This window comes from Bacillus sp. S3 (assembly GCF_005154805.1).
Classification (GTDB): Bacteria; Bacillota; Bacilli; order Bacillales; family Cytobacillaceae; genus Neobacillus.
In genome coordinates this window covers 220,982-241,339 of the sequence record NZ_CP039728.1, presented here as the reverse complement: position 1 = coordinate 241,339, position 20,358 = coordinate 220,982, and the positions used below count along the sequence as shown (strand labels likewise).

Genomic DNA, 20,358 nt, shown 5'->3' with positions numbered 1-20,358 from the left:
TTATTAATTATAATATTATTCAATATATATTTATAATATACTAGACTATATATTTTATATGTGATAAATTAATATTATCAAGGATAAATTTCCCAAAAGGAGGATAGTTTGAATTTTAAACAATCCTTGATTGAGCGAACATTAAAAAACTTTAAAAAGGGCTGATTGCTATGATTAAAACATTTACTTTTGAATTACCTTCTATTTTAGTGACAATAGATATTCCGGAAGGTTTGAGCGATAAAGAAATACAAGCTTTGGCGGAAAATGAAGTAGTTAAACAAATTTCAAAGAAGTTTCCCAAAGGTTATAGATATGGAGTTACAGAAGGCACAGTTATTTCAGATGCTGATGTTATTCCAGGGCGTCCTGTCAAAATGAAGGATAGCGGAACTATCGGAATTATTTATGAGGTTAAGCCTAGCCAAAAATATCCGATAAAAGTAGTGTTGGAGAATGGGCAATTGCAGGGGTGTACAAAGGCAGCTCTCGAATCGGTATCGAAACGGACTAAGATTGAAAAATTAATCACAGGCCGACAAGATTGGGAAAAAACACTTGGTTGGTTAACTGGTAAAACAGCTTACTTTGTTAACGCTGGAAAAATAATACCAGTAGTTATTAATGAAGTTAGGAATGGAAAAGAAAAAAGCGATAATTGTAGGGCACGAAGCCACTGGTGAATTTTATTCCCTAGAACTTAATCATCAAAATAAATTATTCGATTCTTACATAGATGCCGATAAATACTTGGTAAAACATTAATTTTCTTCTGAATTTAGTACAAGCCACAGATTTATATATGAAGATGTGGTTTCTCTTTACATTTTTGTAACTATTTAAGTAGAAATCATTTGATTATAATAGTCTATAGATACAGCTAACAGCTAGAAATCTTTCACCACTTAAAGAAAGGACTAGCCAATGAAAGAAAATTTTAATACAGATGATAAAAGGGTTCGGAAGGGATCATATGAAATCCGAATTACAACTTATTATTTGACTAAACTTAAGGCCTCCACACGTATCGAAATAAGACGGTTAAAAAGTTCAAGGGGTTCAACTGTAGAAATAGAACTACTACACGGTGATGGGGTTCTTGTATTAAAGCATTCCTACATAAAGACTGTTCTTCAAAATCCAACTAAGGTAGAAATAGATAATCTTATTGAAGAGTATATACATTATGCAGAGGAAGCAAATCTAATCTAAATAGGGAGGGAGATATAATGGAAGTCCATGAACCAGCTGTGAGAAAGATAACCTTAAGGAGAGATAAAACATATCGAGCCAGACTGATTTGGCGCAAACCTGGTTATTCTGAAGTTGCTCTTAAGGGCTATTATATCTTTCCTCTAAAAACTCATTGCTATTTTTATGATGATGTAGCTTTAACTAAGTTAAAGGGATGTTTCCCTTTACATTGGTTTAACGATTTTCAGGAAATTAGCAATATAATAGAAGAAACTAGTTTGGAAGATTCCCTTAACCTTCAGCCAGAAGGCAAAAATTGTTCTTCTTTGGAATTAGGAGTAGATACAGGCTTTCAGCAATTAACGCTTTTTTAGGGAGAAGCAATTACTGGAACCAACTATGGCACTAAAAAAGTGTAGTATTAGAAGCAAATGGAAGAAAGGTGCGAAAGATGGAGAGAGAAAATAAAGACAACATAGTTACAACTAGTAAAGCTGCTGAAATGTTAAAGGTTAAGCCCTCAACCATCCATAGGTATGTTAAAGAAGGAAAACTAAAACCCGTTTACGAAGATAATTGGAAAATTGACACCACTAAATTGTTTTTTAAAGAGGATGTTGAGTCATTAAGAAATAAGCTTGCAAAACCAGGAATAACAACTGGAGAAGCTGCGGAGTTACTTGGAGTTCATCCCACGACCATTGCACTATATATTAACCAAGGGGAACTAAAAGCTGAAAAAATGAAATATAGAGGGAGAGAAATTTATTTTATAAGTCCTTCAGAACTAGAGCGTTTTAAAATGGAGTTTATAGAAAGTAAAAAGAGAGAACGAAAGGAATTTTATGATAAAGAAAAAGGGTATGCATGGTTTCAGTCCTTCAAGGACCTTAGTGGAAATCCAGGTAATAGAATCCTTTTAGATGATGATGAACAGCCATACTTATCTACCGTTAATGGTGAAAATATTTCATACATTGAGATAGAGAAAAAAGGATATGAACCAATAAAGCCTATAAAGGATATTCCATATATCACCAAAAGAGGCTTTGCAAAATTTATTTTTGAAGAAAATGAACGGTTTTATGAAATAATTGAGTTATTCTATGAATATCTGGGCCCAAAGAATATGAAGGTATATATAAACAAAGGTAATATAATTGTTGAAGTTAAGCCAATATTAATTCCAGAGATACCATCTGAGGAAATTTTAGAAGAAATATACGAATCACTAAATAGGGGAGATGTGATCAAGCGTTTAGACGGGATTTATATAGATAGCGACTTAGAACTGTTAACGGTGGCAGCTCCTTCAATATTAAAACAAAAAATTAAGGAAGATGCAGATTCTAAGAAAATGAATATTGAAGAACTAGTCATCGAGATTCTAAACAAGCATTATAATCTATAAATTAAAAAACAATTAACGGCACAATTCGATTCAAATAGTTAATTAACTTTTGTTATTCATAGAAGTGAAATATGTTAGAGCTGGTATTTATTTTAACTATAGTTTTAAGTATCATTTGCGTTCTTCTTGAATCCGGATTTCTTTGGTCTATTGTAGCGGCCATTATTTTAATTTCCGCCTCTATACCTTATTGTAAAAACGAGAGTTAAAGCAGACTGAAAAAGTATTGGAAATGATTAAATATTCATAGCAGTCCCGGAATTTTTTAGTATAGGAAAGGGAGGATAAAAAGGATATATAACTTTAGGGTCGCATGACTTTATTTATTGGCGGCCCGCCTTCTACTATTGATCTAAAATGTGACGTAATGGAGGAAAACGATGAAAACATATGTTGTTAAATATACGCAACACGAAAAGGTGTTTACAGATCTTCAATTTGCCATTAAGGAAGCAGAAATATTAAGCAAAACAGGTGTTCATACCTATGTGTATTCAGAAATTGACGGGGTTAGAGATGAAGAACCTTTTTACTCTTGCACTTGGGAAATCTAGTTCACAGTTCGAAACATATAGTTCAAAAATACGATTGTAACGAAGGGGAGAAAATTGTGAAAAAAGCGAAAAAGTTAGTTGATTTAACTGATGAAAAACTTGATGTTATTGCATATTTTGAAGATAATGGAAAGTAAGTTTTTCAACTTTCTTTCGAAGATACTATTTTGAGATTAACTGATGAACAGGTTCAGCGACTTTGTGGCGATTCAGAAAAATAAATAACGCCCTATATAATTCAAGTGTTAATTAGGCACAAATTGTTAAGGAGAATAAAAAGTGAACGATGATTTATGGTTGATAAAATTTAGCTTGATAGGACTTGTTATTGGTTTGTTTTTCTTTGGTTGTATTTATCTCTTTTTTAATGCGTAAATCGAATTAAATATAAATATAAGGTATACAAATATTAGCAATTAATAACCTGATTCCAAAAAAAATTAAATACTATGACATTTTATATTTAAAATGGTAATATAAGGAAAATTACATAATTTTAATGGGACAGACCCAGAGAGTCATTTATAAAGTAATGGCTACTTTGTGGTCTTTTTCGTTTTTTAAGTAGGGAGAAAAAATTGAAGACGGCTGAGAATAGAAGGAGGGAAATGAATGAGACGATCCTCAATCGGCAATTTCAAGGGGAAGTCTATATTATGACCTCAGGTATAATTTGGAAGTCTCTAGTGCTTAAAAACTTTAATAAGATAAAAAGAGGGGAACTGTCTCTTGATGAGTTAGTCTTACAGCTTGAATTAAAAGGGGGAGTTAAGTATGCACAGAAACATAGTATTGTCGGTTATCCTATCCAAGAGTGTCTACATTTTATAGCTAAAGTGACGAAACAAACAATCGAAATAAAATAAACAGGGAGTGAGAAAGTGATAAAACATTTATGTTTATTTTTTTTAATCTTATCTTTGCTAACTTCGTGTTCATCTTTTGAGAGTCTTATTTCTATGAAAAAAAGACCTGATTATGATGTAATTGAACAAGAAGGACAACTTGAAACCAAGAAACCACTCTTGAAAAATATTCTAAATGCCGAGGACCAGGAGCAAAGCAATACTTCAGAAAGAAGTTCTTCTACTGAATCCCCTGCAGCTCCAGAATGAAGTTAAAGGTAGGAGAACAGTTAAAGTAACTAAGGTAATAGATGGAGATACTATTGAATTTCAAGACCCAAAAACCTGAGCGACCGCCAAAGGACGTTTGTTAGGCATAAATGGAACCGAATTTACGAAAGAGAAACAATTATATGGTAAAGAAGCAACAGAATTTTTAACTGATTTAATACTTGGAAAAGAAATTCAGATTGAAATCGATCCTAATGCAAGTATCACTGATAGGTACGGTAGATATTTAATTCATACTTTTATTGGTGGAAATAGTATTATAAAAATACTAATCATGGAAGGCTTAGTAAGAGTGGCATATCTCTATGACAAATATAAATATATTGATACATACCAAGAAGCTGAAACTATTGCGAAACAGGCAGAAAAGAATATCTGGAGTATTCCGGGGTATGTAGATAATAAAAACGGATTTAATATGGATATTATAAAAGAGGATGTAAAAGAACAAATCAAAAATAAACTTGGCAAAACCACATCTAATTTTAAGGAGAAATTATTTGAAAAAATAAATAAAAATACTTCAAGTAATAATTAATATAAAACGCACATAAAGAAGGACTTTTGTACTATAATATAGGAAATAATTACAATTGTAGAATGAAGGTGGGAACAATTCTGAAAAAACTAATAGGGCTTAATTTAAAGACGATAAATAATAATGAAGAAGAGTTATCGATATGTTTAGAGGGAAAGGCCATTGATGAGTTAGAATTAATAAGTAAATCGATTGAAACTCTATCCAAACAGATAGAACTAAAGGAATTGTCCAATGATGAAGTAGAACGGTTTAATAATGAAGTAAAAAAGGTACTTTTTGCTGTTGCAGAAAACTACAGGGATGCAGGGTTATTAGAACATTTAAAAAAACATCTAGAATCTATATCTTCATCCCTTTAAAAATGAAACGTATGAATGCTAATATTTTAATTCAATGTTCTGCTAAAACTAAAAACTCATTCATCAATTAGGCTGTATTCCATAAATTTAGGGATATGGTCTTTCTTTATTTCAGGCATTTCATTGAGGAAAATTGAAGTATACATTGAGTGGAAAAGTTGCTATAATTTACATGTAACAATTTTTTCTTTTTGATTTTCTAGCAATATACTAAATTGCGAAACTAACAAACGGGCAGCCTTTGGGTTGAAGATTTTACAGGCATTTTTGTGTCTAAAATCAGATACTCCAAAGGCTGTTTTTTGTGTCTTCGGAAGGAGGAAGGGTTGCAAACACACTATTTAGGGGGAATAAAAATGATGGAATTCAACCAATTATCTGAGCAAGCAAAAAGCAAAGCCATAGAAGGTTTTGTAAAGGCAGCTAAAGGATTCCTGAGCATCCAGGGTATTAATCTTGATCACGCTAAAGAATTTCTCTCCCACAGCAAGGTTCATCGCTACAATTCTGACGGTGTTTTAGTTGGTAAGATTAAAGGCCCGAAAGAAAATAGAAGGTTTGAACCGGGTAATCTTTATTAGGGAGTGATGATAGTTGTATAAAACAAAGCGACATTTAACCCTCAACTTATTTTATACTCATGAACAATAATCGGGTCAGATTATGAGGTTGTTGAGGAAAATCAAATATCCGCATAAATTAATTTCGAAATTGAGAGGTTGTAATAGTTACCTACAGATTCGAAATAAAAGGGTATTGCTTGCACAGCATGTTCGTGATTGGGATTTACCTGATGTTGGAAGGAAAACAGGATTTCTGTTATAGGAGCGTAAAATTAAAAAACTTTAAGAATCATTGCTGCTTAGGGCTGAATAAAACAAATGTGAGAGGTAAAGAAACTAACTATGTTTCTTTACCTTTTCTATTTTAGGAGGAAGTTTGATGTTTGCAATAACAAAAAAGCCAGCTGACATTCTAACTAAAGTTGGAGATTACTATGAAGTAACTGTCTTGGAAGATATTGATCTTGAAGGCGGGGAAATAACTTCAATTATCCGCGGTGAGTTAAGAGGATGGGAGTATGATGAAAGAGTTGGAATAGCAACTGTTCTAATATGGGAAATTGGAGCATCCAAAGCTGAAGAATATTACGAAGGTGACATTGTTGCTGTTAGCCCAATAGACCTGCCTATAGAACCGGAAGCTATGTTTTTTGAGCCATATAAGGGAAGGCCGGTATCCATTGGTTCCATTGTCGATGTGTATAGAAACTTGCACACCAATAATGGATACAGTATTCGTTGTTCCAAAACCGGTTTAGTATTGCACACTGTAGTACTGTTCGGGTAAAAAATGCTCGATTTCATTGTATCAGAAAGCAGAAGAAAGAAAACAGTGAAGGAAATAAGGAAACGTGTCCATGCGTTCGTGGAGAACTGGTTTGATTTAATGAACAGATTCCAAGAGATTTTTTAAGAGTTTGTTATAATCCGTTCCATACCTCCTTGTTCATGGAAGCAAGTACGAATCTTCCAATTTTAGAGGCAGAGGAAGTTATTTGTTCAGGTAAATATGCTTATGCAAAGAAGAAAGCCGCGGAACAAGAACTTTTCGGTTTTGGGGTGAAAGCCATGAATAAGCATGATTTTCCAAAATGGATATTCAAGACATCAAAGGATGGTTACCCATTTGCATTTCGCAATCTTCGTTGTGTTGAGGGGTATCATGCTGCTGTTCGAGTAGGCTTTGATGGGGTCTTGGTTTGCGTATTGTATGGAAGAGCCGGGGATTGTAAATGAGGATTTCGAGGAACTTAAGACTCTTCTTTATTCATTCTGGAAGTTGAAAGAGAGTCTTAATCTTGCAGTAAACTATTAATCTATAAACAGGGAGTAAGGATAATGCATCAATTATCATTAATAGATTTTGAGGTAACTATTGAAAATAAAGTGGAGAACGGAAAACAAATTGAACTTTTTCCGATAGATGAGTATGACCATATTATTGTATCCGCCTCTGGAGGAAAGGACTCTATGGCCTGTTTATTCTATCTATTAAATATGGGGGTACCTTCCGATAAGATCGAGCTTTGGCACCAGAGTATTGATGGAAAAGAAAAACAGTATGTTGAACTAATGGATTGGCCAGTAACAGAATCCTACATAGAAGCAGTTGGAGAACACTTTGGAATAAAGACAGCATATCAATGGAGAGCGAATGGGATATATGGGGAATTGCTCCGTAAGGACTCTTTAACTGGCGATATATATTATTGTGAAGATGGTAAAACCGTTCATTTACCAACTAAAAATGGTAAAAAAACAACTCGTTTAAAGTGGCCGGCAATGAGCCCCGATTTACGGGTTCGTTGGTGGTCTCCTTATGTCAAAATAGACGTATTTAGAAGGGTTCTCAACAATCACCCGCGGTTTCAGGGTACTCGTGAAGAACCAAAGAAGATCCTTGTTTTAACAGGGGAACGTAGAGAAGAATCACCAAATAGAGCAAGATATTTAGAATTTGAAATTCATCCTTGCAGCTCAATGAAAAGGATTGTCCATGCATGGAGACCAGTTATTGATTGGACAGAGCAAAAAATTTGGGATTCTTATGAAAAACGCAGATTTCTTCCGCACCCAGCTTATTTGCTAGGATGGAATCGAACCTCATGTTTCGGATGTATCTTTAGCACCGCGGACTTATGGGCGATGATGAGAGAAATCGCACCTGACCGTTTTTATCTATTGGTCCAGCTGGAAAAGGAATTAAATCATACGATAGATACGAATCGCTTAACGTTAGAACAGAAGGCGAATTTAGGTTCTATTGAACGGTTGCCAAAAGACAAACGATTAAGCCAGTGGGTTAATCTTGCGTTATCCAAGAATTTTAATAAAGAAGATTTAATCATGAGGAAATGGGAAGTATCCGCAGGAGCATTTCATGGATATATGGGTGGACCAGCAAAATATTAAACAAATTCAGAAGACAGAGCTTAAGCGGTTCTGTCTTTCTATTGAATCGGAAGAAATAAAAGTGTAGAAGGTTAAATTAATCCGTAATTTAAGGACATTTGATCGAAACGGGAATCCTAGAATCTTTTAGGAATCCCCAGTTTTGAAATTGACAAAGGCTGTAGAGAGTCGTTCGATTTTCCCGGTTTAGGAAAATGAACATAATCAGTTAGCCTTTATTATTTAGCGGTAATTGAAGAAAACAAAACCATTAAGGGAGAGATAACTCTATGAATAAATTAGGAGTTGAAAATTTTAAAAAGACAGTCTCAATTGGTGATGAATTAAGTGTTAATACAAGGGAGTATTCTTATTACGGTAATGTAACTTCTATTGACGCTGACTCATTTGAAATCGATGAAGGCGGTTTGAAATTTAATATCTATTACGCTCATGTATGGGCTTATTCAATTCACTAAAACACTTTTAATAGGAGGAAGTAGCTTGCATAAAAGAACCCCATTCTTTTGGATTTTTTATAAAATCTCAACAAATATATACATCATTACCAACGATAATGATTTAAAAGATGGCTCGCTGGGAGACCTTTTGGATGATGGATATGAAATTGTTTGGGATAGCGCAATGTCAAAAGAAACAGCAAAGGTATTAGCTCTAGAACAAATTGAGACTTTTCTAGATTGGTATCAAAAGGACTATCCGTTAGATACCATGATTTTGGAACTGCCTCAACCATTAAGTCTTGTAACAGTTCCAATAAGTTTTAGGGAAGCCAGCGAGTTTATCAATAAACACCATCGGCACCATATCGCCCCCCAAGGCCATAAATTTTCAATTGGCTTGAGTGATGGCGATAAGCTAATTGGAGTAATAATGGCTGGTAATCCAGTAGGCTCTTAGATGATGGCTTTACATTAGAAATTACAAGGTGCTGTATAAAATCTAGCATCTATAAAAACAGTGTGACAAAGCTTTTTTCGGCAGTGTATCAAGCAGCAAAAGCAATGGGATACACTAAACTCATCACATACACATTAGAAACCGAAGATGGTGCTTCATTAAAGGCCTGTGGCTTTAACCTGAATGGAATTAGTGATGGGGGATCATGGTCCAGTAAATCAAGGAAACGACTTGATAAAGCACCTACTTGTCCGAAAAAAAGATGGGTAAAGAAAATCAGTTAAAAGGGGAAAAAATTATGGATTTTTTATTAAATTTACTTCAACTACCTTCTGTTTGGTTGTTGGTAATCGGGTTAATTATTTTATATGTAATTATTAAAGTAATTCGTTCAATTGTAGAAATAGTGCTAAGTCTTGTTTTTACTGCCTTCAGTTTATATAGGGTTTATCTATTTTTACAGAATTACCTTTAATTAAAATCAAGTTAAGGAGAGCTTGTTCAACAGAATGGGCTCTTTGTATTTTAAGGAGGATATCGAAATGTATAAAGAATATGACCTTAATGCTAGGGTTGCAGAGAGGAAATTTAGAAGGGAAATAAAAAAGCAGGGTTATTTCCGTACTGTTAAAGGAGCAATTAACTATCTTGTTGATTATGAGAAGGATTGTATATATTTAAAATCAAATAAAGGTGCTAAAGCCTTTCGATTAAGATGCGATACGGTTCGTAGGGCGATAAGTTATATGTACTTTAAAAGAACAGCTGTAAGAAAGGAAATGGAAGTCTTTAGAGAGTTTAGTTCAGCCTTATTTGGCATACTAAATCATATTTTCAGATACATTTCTAAATTACAGACTCTTAAATTTGGTGAATTACGTATTTCCCTGATTGGTACATTATTTTTTGCATCCAGTCTTGAGAGATCACCTAAATTACTCGAAAAAGTACTTAAGAAGATAGGAGTTAAACGTGTTCTATTTAACTATAAATCTATTGTAGAGTCATCTGAAACATTAAATATGCTAGAAAAATATGATTTGTATGCTCTAATAGATTCCGGTGCCTTTAGTTTTTTTAATGAAAAGAAAAAGAGGGGAAAGAAAGCGGTACAGCAACAAGAGTTATTTCCAGAGTCGGTCATGGATGATTTTACTCTTGAAGGGTATGCCAAGTTCATTAATGACAATATGCATAATAAGCGCATTTTGGGATTTCTGCCTTTAGATGTTGTCGGTGATCCACAAAAAACAAAAGAAAACTATCGTAAATTAAAGGAGTTGACACCAGGCGCCACCATCTAACCGGTTTGGCAATTCACTGATTCCATTAGTGAATTAGAGTGTTTGGTTAATCAAGAACATGAGGTTATCTCTATTGGTGGAATGGTACCCTTTCTTAGCAGCCGTAAGCCTTTTATTCGTACTGTATTGGATAAAGTGTTTGCCAAATTTCCAGAACAAAATTTTCATGCATTAGGGTTAGCGGATGAATTGTTGTTGGAATATAACTTCTTCAGTAGTGATTCCACAGCCTATCTAAATGCAAGGAAATATGAAGATGGAAGAAAAGTATATCTGCCGAGCGGGAAACGTATCAAAGCTCCAGATGATCTGTCTACAACGGAGATTATTATTCAAAATATAAAGTTCTTGTTAAGTCTGGAAAATCTTTTCGAGAACAAACAACTTACATTCGATTCATTTAATGAAAGGGGAGCTTAATAATGGCAATGAATCATGAATTTTCATGCTGCCACGCATTCTTAAAATGTAATTATGGAAAAGAGGAATGCGTTTTTGCAGAAACGGATCCAGGTAAAAAAACTAGATGTCGATGTTACAAATTAAAACATGGTAATGCTCTTAATGGTACTATGGAGGTTAAAAAAGTAAAAAATGTTCAATCTGAACAGACTCAACTGATTAAAAATGAAGAAGGACAATTAAGTTTATTCTAACTGGAAAGGAAGCTGAAACGTTTATATTGCGGTCAGCTTCTTTTTTGATGTCTATTAAAATGAAGTTTTTCTGATTCTATGATTAATAAGGAATAGTATTAATCATTCCCAATAACCTCAAATTATGGTAACATAAACGTAATTAAATTTAAACCAATGGGAGAGCCCCACGGTGCAGAGTCAGTCTTTATGACTACTCTGTATTCGTGGCGGCTCTTTTTTTGTTTTTAAAAGTTATTGCCGCCTTTTGTCGGGTAGGAGGGCAACCTCTCAGTCACCGTCCCCCCTAAGAACCGTACGTGTTAGTTTCCCAACATACGGCTCAAGCATGCCTTTGTCCAAGTTTTAGCTAGATTAGTCCTGATAATTTCTTTCCTTTGATATATTTCTTAACGCTTCTACGTTGAATGTCATTTGGAATTTCTCCCTTTGCAGGGAATACCTTATGGTATTCAAGATGACAAGAAATGTGGACTAATTCTAGATTTTTATATTCATTACTTCCGCCTTTAACTCTTAGGAATTTTGTGATGTGTTTCTAATCCTTCAGCACCATCTGTTATTGAATGGCTGCATAAAGGACATTTGTATTTTTGCTTCTTAGCTAACTTCTGCCTATATGCCACATTATTTTTATGGAACTCTTTAATATCACGTTTCTCAAAGTATCCTTTGAGGTTCTTATTAAAAGGACTGTAATCATATTTGATTTGTACATGCTTTACAATTGGTGTCCATGACATCTTTTTAAGTTGGTTATTGGTTATTGGGTCAGTTAGTATCCAATTATTATTGCTCTGACCAGTTTTGTCTGGTTTGTAATACTTCTGCCTAATCCATCGCCCATTCTTTTTCGGATGCAGCCTTCTTAGAAACTTATATTGTGTTTTCCAAATATGAAAATCCATTTCGGAAAACACTTCTTTGGCGACACTTGGACTCCAATAATTTGCCGTACCTATAATTATAGGATTTAGGGTACTGACAAGAACTTGTACATTTTTTCCATAGAATTGCCTTGTTTTATCGGTTATTTTCTTTTTAGTAACTTTGATACTATCCTTAGAAGGTTTGATAAGAACTTTGCTCTCATTGTGAGTTTTGTATTTTCTTATATTAAAACCTAAGAAATCAAACCCATTTTTAATATGAGTAACTTTTGTCTTTTCAAATGCTAACTCTAAACCTCTTTTTACTAGATAGGGTTTTAGCTTGTTATATAAATCGTTAGCCTCTGCCTCAGATTCACACATGATGACGAAGTCATCTGCATACTTTGCCACTGCATACTTAGTCTGATTAACAAAAGATACCTTAGTTTTTCTCTTTTCTTCTCTATAACTAATATTGAGCAGGCTTTCTAAACCATGTAATGCAATATTAGCTAGAAGAGGTGAGATAATCCCCCCTTATGCAAAGAAAGTAATTATGCAAAGCATTCAATAAAAAGGCTATATTTTCAAGGTTTCCAATCGATTTACTTCGCATAATATCCGAGAATGATATATGAGCTTGATGCTCAAATTATCATATCTGGGGGAAATAAATATGGAAAGGAAACCACTAGCTTTATTGATTCATGACCTGGAACAGGAAATGATTCGACTTGGCTACACTGAAGGCACTTTGAATTTTTACAGGGGGCGGTGGCAGAAACTTCTTCATTATGCACAAGAGCGGGGTGAAACGCACTATTCTGAAAGACTTGGAATTGATTTTGTTGAAAAATACTTTAATATTTTCGAAAAAGATTTCGATAGAACTCTCTCTCAGTCAGAAACTCAAGAACTTCGTATTATTCGGGTGATTGGTGATTTTCAGCTTCACTCTACCATTTTACGCCGGTACTATAAGCATAAGGAAATCCTTACGGATTCTTACTTTATCGAAATTAGTAATCATTTTAAGCAATACTGTGTTGATAAAGATTATTCCAAAGTTACAATAGACCATTATGTAAAACAATCCGCTCGATTCATGGATTACCTCTCTTCGCAGAAGGTTATGGATTGTAAAGAAATTAATCTCACATTGATTAATGACTACATTAAAACCTTGGCTGGTTATACTTACAAAACAGTAGAGCAAAATATTTGTTCCTTGCGTGCCTTTTTACGTTTTCTTCTAGATAAAGGAGAAATACAGACTGATTTTGCTTCAAAGACTCCCATGGTCCAAGCAAGAAAGCAGACCCGTATTCCATCTGTATGGACTGAGGATGAACTGAAAAAGTTAATCGCTGCCATTGATAGAGGAAGCCCAAAGGGCAAAAGAGATTATGCAATTATTTTAATAGCATGTTGCCTCGGTTTGCGGTGTACAGATATTAAAAATTTGAAAATGGAGCACTTTCATTGGGAAGAGAAAAAGCTTGTATTTACTCAATCAAAAACAAGACAACCTTTATCTCTTCCATTAACACCGGAAGTGGGCTGGGCAATCATTGATTATCTTAAATACGGCCGTCCTAAAATAAACAGTCCCTTTGTATTTGTAAAGCATATGGCACCATATGGTCCCTTTTCAGAAGGAGACCATTTAAATCAGTTAATTAAAAGGTACATGGAATTAGCACACCTTCCTACTTTAAAGAAAAAACGGGGAATGCATTCCCTTAGGCATACAATGGCCAGCATGCTTTTGGAAAAGGACACCCCCCTTTCAACTATTTCAGATATTCTTGGCCATGTGGATACTGACTCAACAGCAGTTTATCTAAAGGTTGACATTAAAAAACTGAAGGAATGTGCCCTTGATTTTGAAGAGGTGATGAATTATGAGTGAAATCATTTATGAAGGACCTTTTAAAAATCATCTTCAAAGTCATGTGGAGCTGAAAAAGGCAATCGGCTATAAATACGATACAGATGCACGCCATCTAAAACGCTTTGACAGATATACAATGGAAAAGTACCCTCATGCCACCGAACTTACTAAGGAAATCGTTTTAGACTGGTGCAGCAAAAAAACTTACGAAACACAGGCAAATTTATGTTCGCGGACATCAGTTATTCGCCAATTTGGTAAGTATCTCGATTCCATTGGAGTCAAAACATATATTATCCCTAAGGGATATTTTCCTACAGAAGAACAATATGTGCCGTATATATATACTATTGATGAAGTAAAAGGCTTTTTTACTGAAACGGAAAAATGTAAATACTGTTCCGAATGTCCACACAGACATCACATTATGCCCGTTTTCTTTCGTATGATTTATTTGTGCGGGTTGAGGGTATCCGAGGCAAGGCTTCTTAAAGTAGCTGACGTTGATCTTGAAAATGGTGTCCTGACCATAAATCAATCTAAAAAGGATAACAGCAGGTTGGTACTGATGTCTGCGTCCCTTACGGAACGTTGTCGGCAATATTCAAAAATGGTACATCCTTATCCAAATGCAGAAGATTATTATTTTCCGGCGCTTGATGGAAAACCGATGACGGTAGGAAATGTATATAAAAACTTCCGTAAGTTTTTATGGCGAGCCGGAATTTCGCACGGTGGAAGAGGACGAGGGCCGCGTATTCATGATTTTCGCCACACTTATGCCGTTCATTGTCTGAAAAAATGGGCCGAACAAGAAAAGGATTTAACGGTATACCTTCCAGTCCTTAAAACGTATTTAGGCCACGATTCTTTCGAAGAAACTGCTTATTATCTGCGTCTGACTGCGGATGTGTTTCCAGATATTACATTAAAGCTAGAAACACGGTATCCAGATATGATTCCTCAGTTGGAAGGTGATACCGATGAAACCTACTGATTTTGCGAAGCACCTTACGGAATTCCTTTCAGTGTACCTTCCGTCACAGAAAAATGTTAGTAAGAATACAATTCAATCTTACCGTGACACATTTAAACTTTTGATTAAATATTGCCAAGAAACCAAAAATATTCAAGCAGAACGGATTACTTTAGATTTTCTTTCAAGTAAACTTCTTACCGGTTTTCTGGAATGGTTAGAAATGGATAGAAAGTGCAGCATCTCAACTAGAAACCAGAGGCTTTCTGCGATTCATTCCTTTTTTCGTTATGTTCAGGCTGAAGAACCTTCCGGTCTATTCCATTTTCAAAAGGTAATCGCAATCCCTGCTAAAAAGGCCAGGAAAACAGTGGTGGAGCATCTGACACCAGAGGCTATGAAAATACTTTTGGAACAGCCCGAAAGGGGCTGTCTGAAAGGCCGCCGTGATCTGACATTATTGAGTGTTTTGTATGACACGGGAGCAAGGGTGCAAGAACTAATTGATATTAAAGTAAGGGATGTAATCTTGGAACCCTCGGCAGTTATTATATTGAATGGGAAAGGAAATAAGACAAGGCGTGTTCCTCTTATGAAGAACACAGTATCTTTATTGGAGCGTTATATTGGTGAAAACAAATTAGATAAACCCTGGAAAAATGAATATCCCCTCTTTACAAATAACCAGAAAAACAAACTAACCAAGGAAGGGATTGCCTACATTATTTCTAAATATGTTGAAATAGCAAGAAAAACTTCAACAATTGTACCTTCGAAAGTGAAACCTCATATGTTTCGTCATTCGAAGGCTATGCATTTATTACAAGCGGGGGTAAATCTCATATACATTCGTGATTTTCTTGGCCATGTAGATTTAAAAACTACAGAAATCTATGCCAGAACAGATACTGAGACAAAAAGGAAGGCAGTTGAAAATGTATATCCTGATCTGATTGATAGCAATCTTCCCGACTGGAGTCAGGACCAGGCACTTCTTACTTGGCTGTCTGAATTAAAGTAGCTGTGAAATTATGCAAAGTAAATGGCATAAAAACCTCTATATTTCGGGATTTAGGAAGTTTACTTTGCATAATATTTTACTTTGCATAAGGTGGGGTCATAAGTCCAGTTCTAGCAAATTTATTTCTACATTACACATTTGACAAATGGATGGCTATTAATCACCCTAACAACCCATTTGCGAGATATGCGGATGACGCAGTCATCCACTGTAAGACAGAAGATGAGGCGACAAGATTGCTTGAATCTTTAAACAAGAGGATGAACGAATGAGTCATTGACGTACTTTCAGACTATACCTTCTATGAAAAAGGGCTCGTCCAAACTCCGATTCCCTCCAATGATCATATCAAACCCTTTTTGGAGAATGGAGTAGAAAATCTTTGGACCTATTATTGCTGTGCTCAATATAAAAAGGTTGCAAACCGGTTTTTCTCGATGCCATCGTTCCGTAATCGAGTTCTCGGTATTCAGCTATATAAATATAAAATCGCTGGCTTTCTTCATTGGGGATATAACTTTTGGTATTCACAATACTCGAAAATGGCGATCGATCCATTCAAAAATACCGACGCCAACTATTCATTCCCTTCCGGAGATGCCTTTCTCGTTTATCCCGGTGAGGATGAACCAATCGAATCGATTAGGCTTGAGGTTTTAAATGAAGCCCTTCTGGATTTAAGAGGGCTTCAATTGCTGGAAAGCTTCGTTGGCAGAGAACAAGTTTTAACCTTTTTGGAAGAAGGACTGAACCATGAAATCACCTTTGAACAATATTCACAAGACCAAGAGTGGTATCTTCAAAAAAGAGGGCAGATTAATGACAAAATTAAAGAAACTTTTAAATCCAATGGAGACAGTGCAGTATTTCAGCATTAACCTATAATCAAAAACCATTCTTATTAATTTAAGATAACCAGTATCTAATTAGTGTGCTCGCGGGGAAATTTTCAAAATCGAATTTTACCATAACAGCCTATTTCAACATATGAAATAGGCTGTTAGCGTTTAAAACTTATGCCCGACCTTCAATTGAACATCGGGGTCACTTGGGTCTTCATATACAGGTTGCTGATTTGGTGAATTTATCTCAAATTGTTCATCACCATTGATTATATCATTGTTATTTAGGAGTTGGAGTCCTTTTTCTCTACTGAATTTTCGAATATAATTTCCTACATCCCCCTCCTCAAATGAATAAGGGAGTAGAAAATAGCTAAATTGAATAGGTGTAGGACGTAACGTGTATTGGGTCAATGTCTCCGGTCCACAACTTCGATTTCCCAATCCCATTTGTTTGTAATCAATCGATAGAAATGTTTCCTCTCGCGGTTGAAGAGAATTTGTATGTGTGGCTCGATCAAGGTCCTCAGCCTTATAGTGTAAAGCGCTTATGGACATCCTTCCATTTAATACCACTGCAATCCCTGTATCTGACTGGTTGGTTAATGCTATCCACCGAACATCCTCTTTATTCCCATTTTCTTGTGGACGAATATATGCTACATACTGTTCCGTTACAGTAGATACGTATCGGCTAACGGCTGCACTTCTCTTTCGATCAGGATAACTTTCATGTGGACCTCGACCATACCACTCTAACTGCTCAAAATCCCCTTCTAGCGCTAATTGCACACCTAATCTTGGAAGATCAGGCAGATGACCAAATGGTTTAACTTGATTATCTACAGTAACCACCCCATCACCAGTAATTGTGTATTGGCATGTATGAATAAAACCAGTTTCCTGTTTACCAACCCATGTATGTTTAGTATGAACCTCAACTTGATAGGCATTGTTTATGTGAACAACTAGTGTTTCTAGTTCAGGTTTTAAGCTATTAAGTCCAATATTATGCCATCCATTATCCGCAGTCATATATGAACTGTGACGATCATTATCCGTTGGAGCTCTAAATACGTTTAATTTTGGACCATATGTTTGATGATTTAAGTGGTCAATGGCCGGAACATCTCTATATTGAAGATGGGTAATAAAACCACTCTTTTTGTCCACCTGCATTTGGAATCCTTCAGAAATGACGATGACTGTCTGATCCGTTTCATCGACCGTTAAGGGATGTAAATGCTCAGATTCCTTGGCTTCCCATTGGGTCACTGGAAAATTAAGGAGCCCCTGTTCACAGGTAATTTTATATCCTTTCTCTGCCCATCGTGTTTCCTCTTTAAGATGGAAACAAATCTGCAAGAAATACTCTGCACCTTCTTTAACCGGAAAAGGATTTACTGGAACACTAAGAAGTTCTGTTTTCGCGGGAGCGAGTTCTATTGGAGGAATTGTTCCTCTTTGAATAATTCGTCCATCTTCTTCAAGCTGCCATGAAATATCAAACTGATTTAAATTGGTGTGATAATACTTATTATGGATGATTACCTCCCCAAGTTTAGAAGAGTCAAAATCAACAGAGATAGGCTCGTATACTTTTTTCACTTCTAATAATTTAGGAGTAATCTCCCGGTCTGGACCGACAATTCCATCAATGCAGAAGTTTCCATCATTTGGTTGATCGCCAAAGTCACCGCCATAGGCAAAGTACATTTGACCATTTTGGTCTATCTGCCGGATACCATGATCACACCATTCCCAAAGAAAACCGCCAATCAATGATGGATAAGCTTCAACAGCCTGCCAATACTTAGATAAGTTCCCCATTGCATTTCCCATTGCATGACCGTATTCATTCATCAAAAACGGTTTGTCTGGATTACTCTTGGCTCTCTCAACAATCCAGTCCACTGATGGATATGTCTCACTATCCATATCGGCTACACTATGCATTTGCCGTTTATGGATGGGTCGACTACTATCCATCGTTCGAACATACGCAGCCATTAAGGAGATGTTCTCTCCCTCGCCACATTCATTTCCAAGCGACCAAATGATTATTGATGGATGGTTTTTGTCCCGCTGGAGCATGCTTGCTGCCCGGTCCAATGAATTATACATCCACCGTGGATCATTTCTAGGAAGGACATTGTCTTTATAGGAAATACCATGTGATTCTTGGTTAGCCTCATCCATGACATACAAGCCATATTCATCACATAAATCATACCATCTGGTATCTTGTGGACAATGGGATGTCCGAACAGCATTAATATTATGTTGCTTCATTAATTTAATATCTCGAATCATTTGTTCATGGGAAATCGTTCGCCCGGTATCAGGATTAAACTCTGAGCGATTCACGCCCTTTAAGAGAATCGGAGTTCCATTGATCATAAATTGTCCTTTTTTAATTTCAATTTTACGGAAACCAGTCCGACAGGGAACAACTTCAAGTACATTACCCTGTGGATCCTTTAACGTTAACAATACCGTGTACAGATTCGGTGTTTCGGCGGTCCATTTTAATGGGTTATGGATTAGTGCTGCCATCTCAATGGTTCGCATTGTTCCTGGAAGAATAGATTTTGGGTTTCCATTAGGATCCGCTGTAACACCTTGCAAGAACAATTCGGATTGCACAACTTGTCCGTCAGGGTCTAGCAGTTTCACTTCAATGGAATGCGGCGGTACTAAATCTAGCGTATTATTCATAATTTTTGCTTTCACTTTTAACTCAACATCTTGGAATTGATGATCAAGTTCGCCATAGATGGAAAAATCAAATAGATGAACAGGGGGTGTTGAAAACAAGTATACATCACGGAAGATACCGCTTAATCGCCACACATCCTGATCTTCTAAATAAGATCCTGCAGACCATCGATATACTTTGACTGCTATATGGTTGATTCCTTCTTCCAAACAGGGAGTGATGTTAAATTCTGCTGGACACATACTGTTTTGGCTATAGCCTGCTTCAATCCCATTTATCCATAGTTCAAAAGCACTTTCTACTCCGGCAAAATGAATATACACATCACGATGATCCCAGTTTTCGGGAATTGAGAAGGTCGTCCTATACAAACCAACAGAATTTTTATCCTCTGGAATAAACGGGGGATGCAATGTTGGATAATCGGGATTTATTGAATGTTTAAAATCAGAAACCGCCTTTTTGAATTGCGGCAGATCGGTTTCATTCAGTTCGGAAAAGTAGATGTGATAGTTGGGATTGAAGGGATAGCGAAAATTAGAATAAATCGGTTGATCATAGCCCTGTAATTGCCAACTGCCAGGAACGCTTATTTCATTCCAATGGTTATCTTGGAATTTGACGTCAAAAAATTGGGAAGGTATTTCATTTATTTTTTGAGAAAAGTGAAACTTCCATTTACCGTTTAAAGAATGATAATACGAAGAAGTCTTTTTAAGAGCTCCTTCTTCATTAGGAAAAATCTGCATTGTTGCATGAGGTGGTTGTTTATTTACTCCGATAACCTGTGGATTTTGCCAATTGGGCAATTGACTTTTACCATAATTGTACATTGTTTCTTTCCCTCCATTTGGGTGTGTATTGACATAAATAGTAACAGTATTACACGGGGGAATAAATAACCAAAACATGCAGGTTGTTAACCAAATTTGAACCTGCAATTTAATGAAAGAGGAGGTAAATAAAACGGAATTTAGATTTTATTAACCATAGTTGAACTCATT

At 35.7% G+C, this 20,358-nt stretch carries 22 protein-coding genes and 3 pseudogenes; 23 read left to right on the top strand and 2 right to left on the bottom strand.

Annotated elements, in window-relative coordinates; translation table 11 throughout:
* Window positions 1-170: 170 nt before the first annotated feature.
* The 18 genes and pseudogenes from FAY30_RS27030 to FAY30_RS26950 all read left to right on the top strand — a co-directional run bounded on the left by FAY30_RS27030 (window position 171) and on the right by FAY30_RS26950 (window position 11,030).
* A complete protein-coding gene (locus FAY30_RS27030) occupies window positions 171-683 on the top strand; it encodes a hypothetical protein (RefSeq protein ID WP_190284977.1) in 513 nt (170 codons plus the stop codon).
* A gap of 241 nt (window positions 684-924) precedes the next feature.
* On the top strand, window positions 925-1,212 hold the full coding sequence (locus FAY30_RS27025; RefSeq protein WP_190284976.1) for a hypothetical protein: 288 nt from the start codon (window positions 925-927) through the stop codon (window positions 1,210-1,212).
* A gap of 17 nt (window positions 1,213-1,229) precedes the next feature.
* Complete coding sequence (locus FAY30_RS27020) at window positions 1,230-1,568, top strand: sugar ABC transporter (protein ID WP_149873069.1); 339 nt, start codon at window positions 1,230-1,232, stop codon at window positions 1,566-1,568.
* A 77-nt stretch (window positions 1,569-1,645) separates the two neighbouring features.
* The gene (locus tag FAY30_RS27015; RefSeq protein ID WP_149873068.1) at window positions 1,646-2,605 is read left to right on the top strand and encodes a helix-turn-helix domain-containing protein; all 960 of its coding nucleotides are present in this window, start codon (window positions 1,646-1,648) and stop codon (window positions 2,603-2,605) included.
* Window positions 2,606-2,985: 380 nt separating this feature from the next.
* Entirely contained in the window at window positions 2,986-3,159 is a 174-nt protein-coding gene (locus FAY30_RS27445; RefSeq protein ID WP_190284975.1) for a hypothetical protein, read from the top strand.
* A 608-nt stretch (window positions 3,160-3,767) separates the two neighbouring features.
* Window positions 3,768-4,025, top strand: a complete 258-nt coding sequence (locus FAY30_RS27010; protein ID WP_149873067.1) for a hypothetical protein — start codon at window positions 3,768-3,770, stop codon at window positions 4,023-4,025.
* A 93-nt stretch (window positions 4,026-4,118) separates the two neighbouring features.
* Entirely contained in the window at window positions 4,119-4,274 is a 156-nt protein-coding gene (locus tag FAY30_RS27440) for a hypothetical protein (protein WP_190284974.1), read from the top strand.
* Window positions 4,275-4,371: 97 nt separating this feature from the next.
* Entirely contained in the window at window positions 4,372-4,833 is a 462-nt protein-coding gene (locus FAY30_RS27005; RefSeq protein ID WP_149873066.1) for a thermonuclease family protein, read from the top strand.
* Between the two features lie 26 nt (window positions 4,834-4,859).
* Window positions 4,860-5,195 (top strand): hypothetical protein, encoded by a 336-nt coding sequence (locus FAY30_RS27000; protein WP_190284973.1) that lies wholly within the window; start codon window positions 4,860-4,862, stop codon window positions 5,193-5,195.
* A 356-nt stretch (window positions 5,196-5,551) separates the two neighbouring features.
* On the top strand, window positions 5,552-5,776 hold the full coding sequence (locus FAY30_RS26995; protein ID WP_149873064.1) for a hypothetical protein: 225 nt from the start codon (window positions 5,552-5,554) through the stop codon (window positions 5,774-5,776).
* A 361-nt stretch (window positions 5,777-6,137) separates the two neighbouring features.
* On the top strand, window positions 6,138-6,545 hold the full coding sequence (locus FAY30_RS26990) for a hypothetical protein (protein WP_149873063.1): 408 nt from the start codon (window positions 6,138-6,140) through the stop codon (window positions 6,543-6,545).
* A gap of 281 nt (window positions 6,546-6,826) precedes the next feature.
* Complete coding sequence (locus tag FAY30_RS27435) at window positions 6,827-6,994, top strand: hypothetical protein (RefSeq protein ID WP_190284972.1); 168 nt, start codon at window positions 6,827-6,829, stop codon at window positions 6,992-6,994.
* A gap of 102 nt (window positions 6,995-7,096) precedes the next feature.
* Window positions 7,097-8,170, top strand: a complete 1,074-nt coding sequence (locus FAY30_RS26980; protein WP_149873061.1) for a phosphoadenosine phosphosulfate reductase domain-containing protein — start codon at window positions 7,097-7,099, stop codon at window positions 8,168-8,170.
* 269 nt (window positions 8,171-8,439) lie between these two features.
* Entirely contained in the window at window positions 8,440-8,628 is a 189-nt protein-coding gene (locus FAY30_RS26975; protein ID WP_149873060.1) for a hypothetical protein, read from the top strand.
* A pseudogene (locus FAY30_RS28160) lies at window positions 8,603-9,354 on the top strand (XF1762 family protein). Before FAY30_RS26975 ends, FAY30_RS28160 begins: the two are co-directional and overlap by 26 nt.
* A gap of 258 nt (window positions 9,355-9,612) precedes the next feature.
* The gene (locus FAY30_RS26960) at window positions 9,613-10,374 is read left to right on the top strand and encodes a hypothetical protein (RefSeq protein WP_149873057.1); all 762 of its coding nucleotides are present in this window, start codon (window positions 9,613-9,615) and stop codon (window positions 10,372-10,374) included.
* A 42-nt stretch (window positions 10,375-10,416) separates the two neighbouring features.
* Window positions 10,417-10,794 (top strand): hypothetical protein, encoded by a 378-nt coding sequence (locus tag FAY30_RS26955; protein WP_149873056.1) that lies wholly within the window; start codon window positions 10,417-10,419, stop codon window positions 10,792-10,794.
* 2 nt (window positions 10,795-10,796) lie between these two features.
* A complete protein-coding gene (locus FAY30_RS26950) occupies window positions 10,797-11,030 on the top strand; it encodes a hypothetical protein (RefSeq protein ID WP_149873055.1) in 234 nt (77 codons plus the stop codon).
* Window positions 11,031-11,539: 509 nt separating this feature from the next.
* Here FAY30_RS26950 and FAY30_RS26945 read toward each other — a convergent pair.
* Complete coding sequence (locus FAY30_RS26945) at window positions 11,540-12,385, bottom strand: group II intron reverse transcriptase (protein ID WP_317845720.1); 846 nt, start codon at window positions 12,383-12,385, stop codon at window positions 11,540-11,542.
* 193 nt (window positions 12,386-12,578) lie between these two features.
* On the opposite strand from FAY30_RS26945, the gene FAY30_RS26940 reads away from it, so the two are divergent.
* The 5 genes and pseudogenes from FAY30_RS26940 to FAY30_RS26920 form a co-directional block, all read left to right on the top strand.
* Window positions 12,579-13,814, top strand: coding sequence for a site-specific integrase (locus FAY30_RS26940; protein WP_149873054.1), 1,236 nt, complete (start codon window positions 12,579-12,581; stop codon window positions 13,812-13,814).
* Window positions 13,807-14,793 carry a tyrosine-type recombinase/integrase gene (locus FAY30_RS26935; RefSeq protein WP_149873053.1) on the top strand — a complete coding sequence of 329 codons (987 nt, stop codon included), beginning with the start codon at window positions 13,807-13,809 and terminating at the stop codon, window positions 14,791-14,793. The genes FAY30_RS26940 and FAY30_RS26935 overlap by 8 nt, the downstream gene beginning before the upstream one ends.
* Window positions 14,780-15,793, top strand: coding sequence for a site-specific integrase (locus FAY30_RS26930; protein WP_149873052.1), 1,014 nt, complete (start codon window positions 14,780-14,782; stop codon window positions 15,791-15,793). Before FAY30_RS26935 ends, FAY30_RS26930 begins: the two co-directional genes overlap by 14 nt.
* Window positions 15,794-15,882: 89 nt before the next feature.
* Window positions 15,883-16,062: pseudogene (locus FAY30_RS28155) on the top strand (reverse transcriptase domain-containing protein); the annotation flags it as partial.
* 3 nt (window positions 16,063-16,065) lie between these two features.
* A pseudogene (locus tag FAY30_RS26920) lies at window positions 16,066-16,671 on the top strand (DUF4091 domain-containing protein); the annotation flags it as partial.
* A 129-nt stretch (window positions 16,672-16,800) separates the two neighbouring features.
* On the opposite strand, the gene FAY30_RS26915 reads toward FAY30_RS26920, so the two are convergent.
* Complete coding sequence (locus FAY30_RS26915) at window positions 16,801-20,187, bottom strand: glycoside hydrolase family 2 TIM barrel-domain containing protein (protein WP_190284970.1); 3,387 nt, start codon at window positions 20,185-20,187, stop codon at window positions 16,801-16,803.
* Window positions 20,188-20,358: the final 171 nt, after the last annotated feature.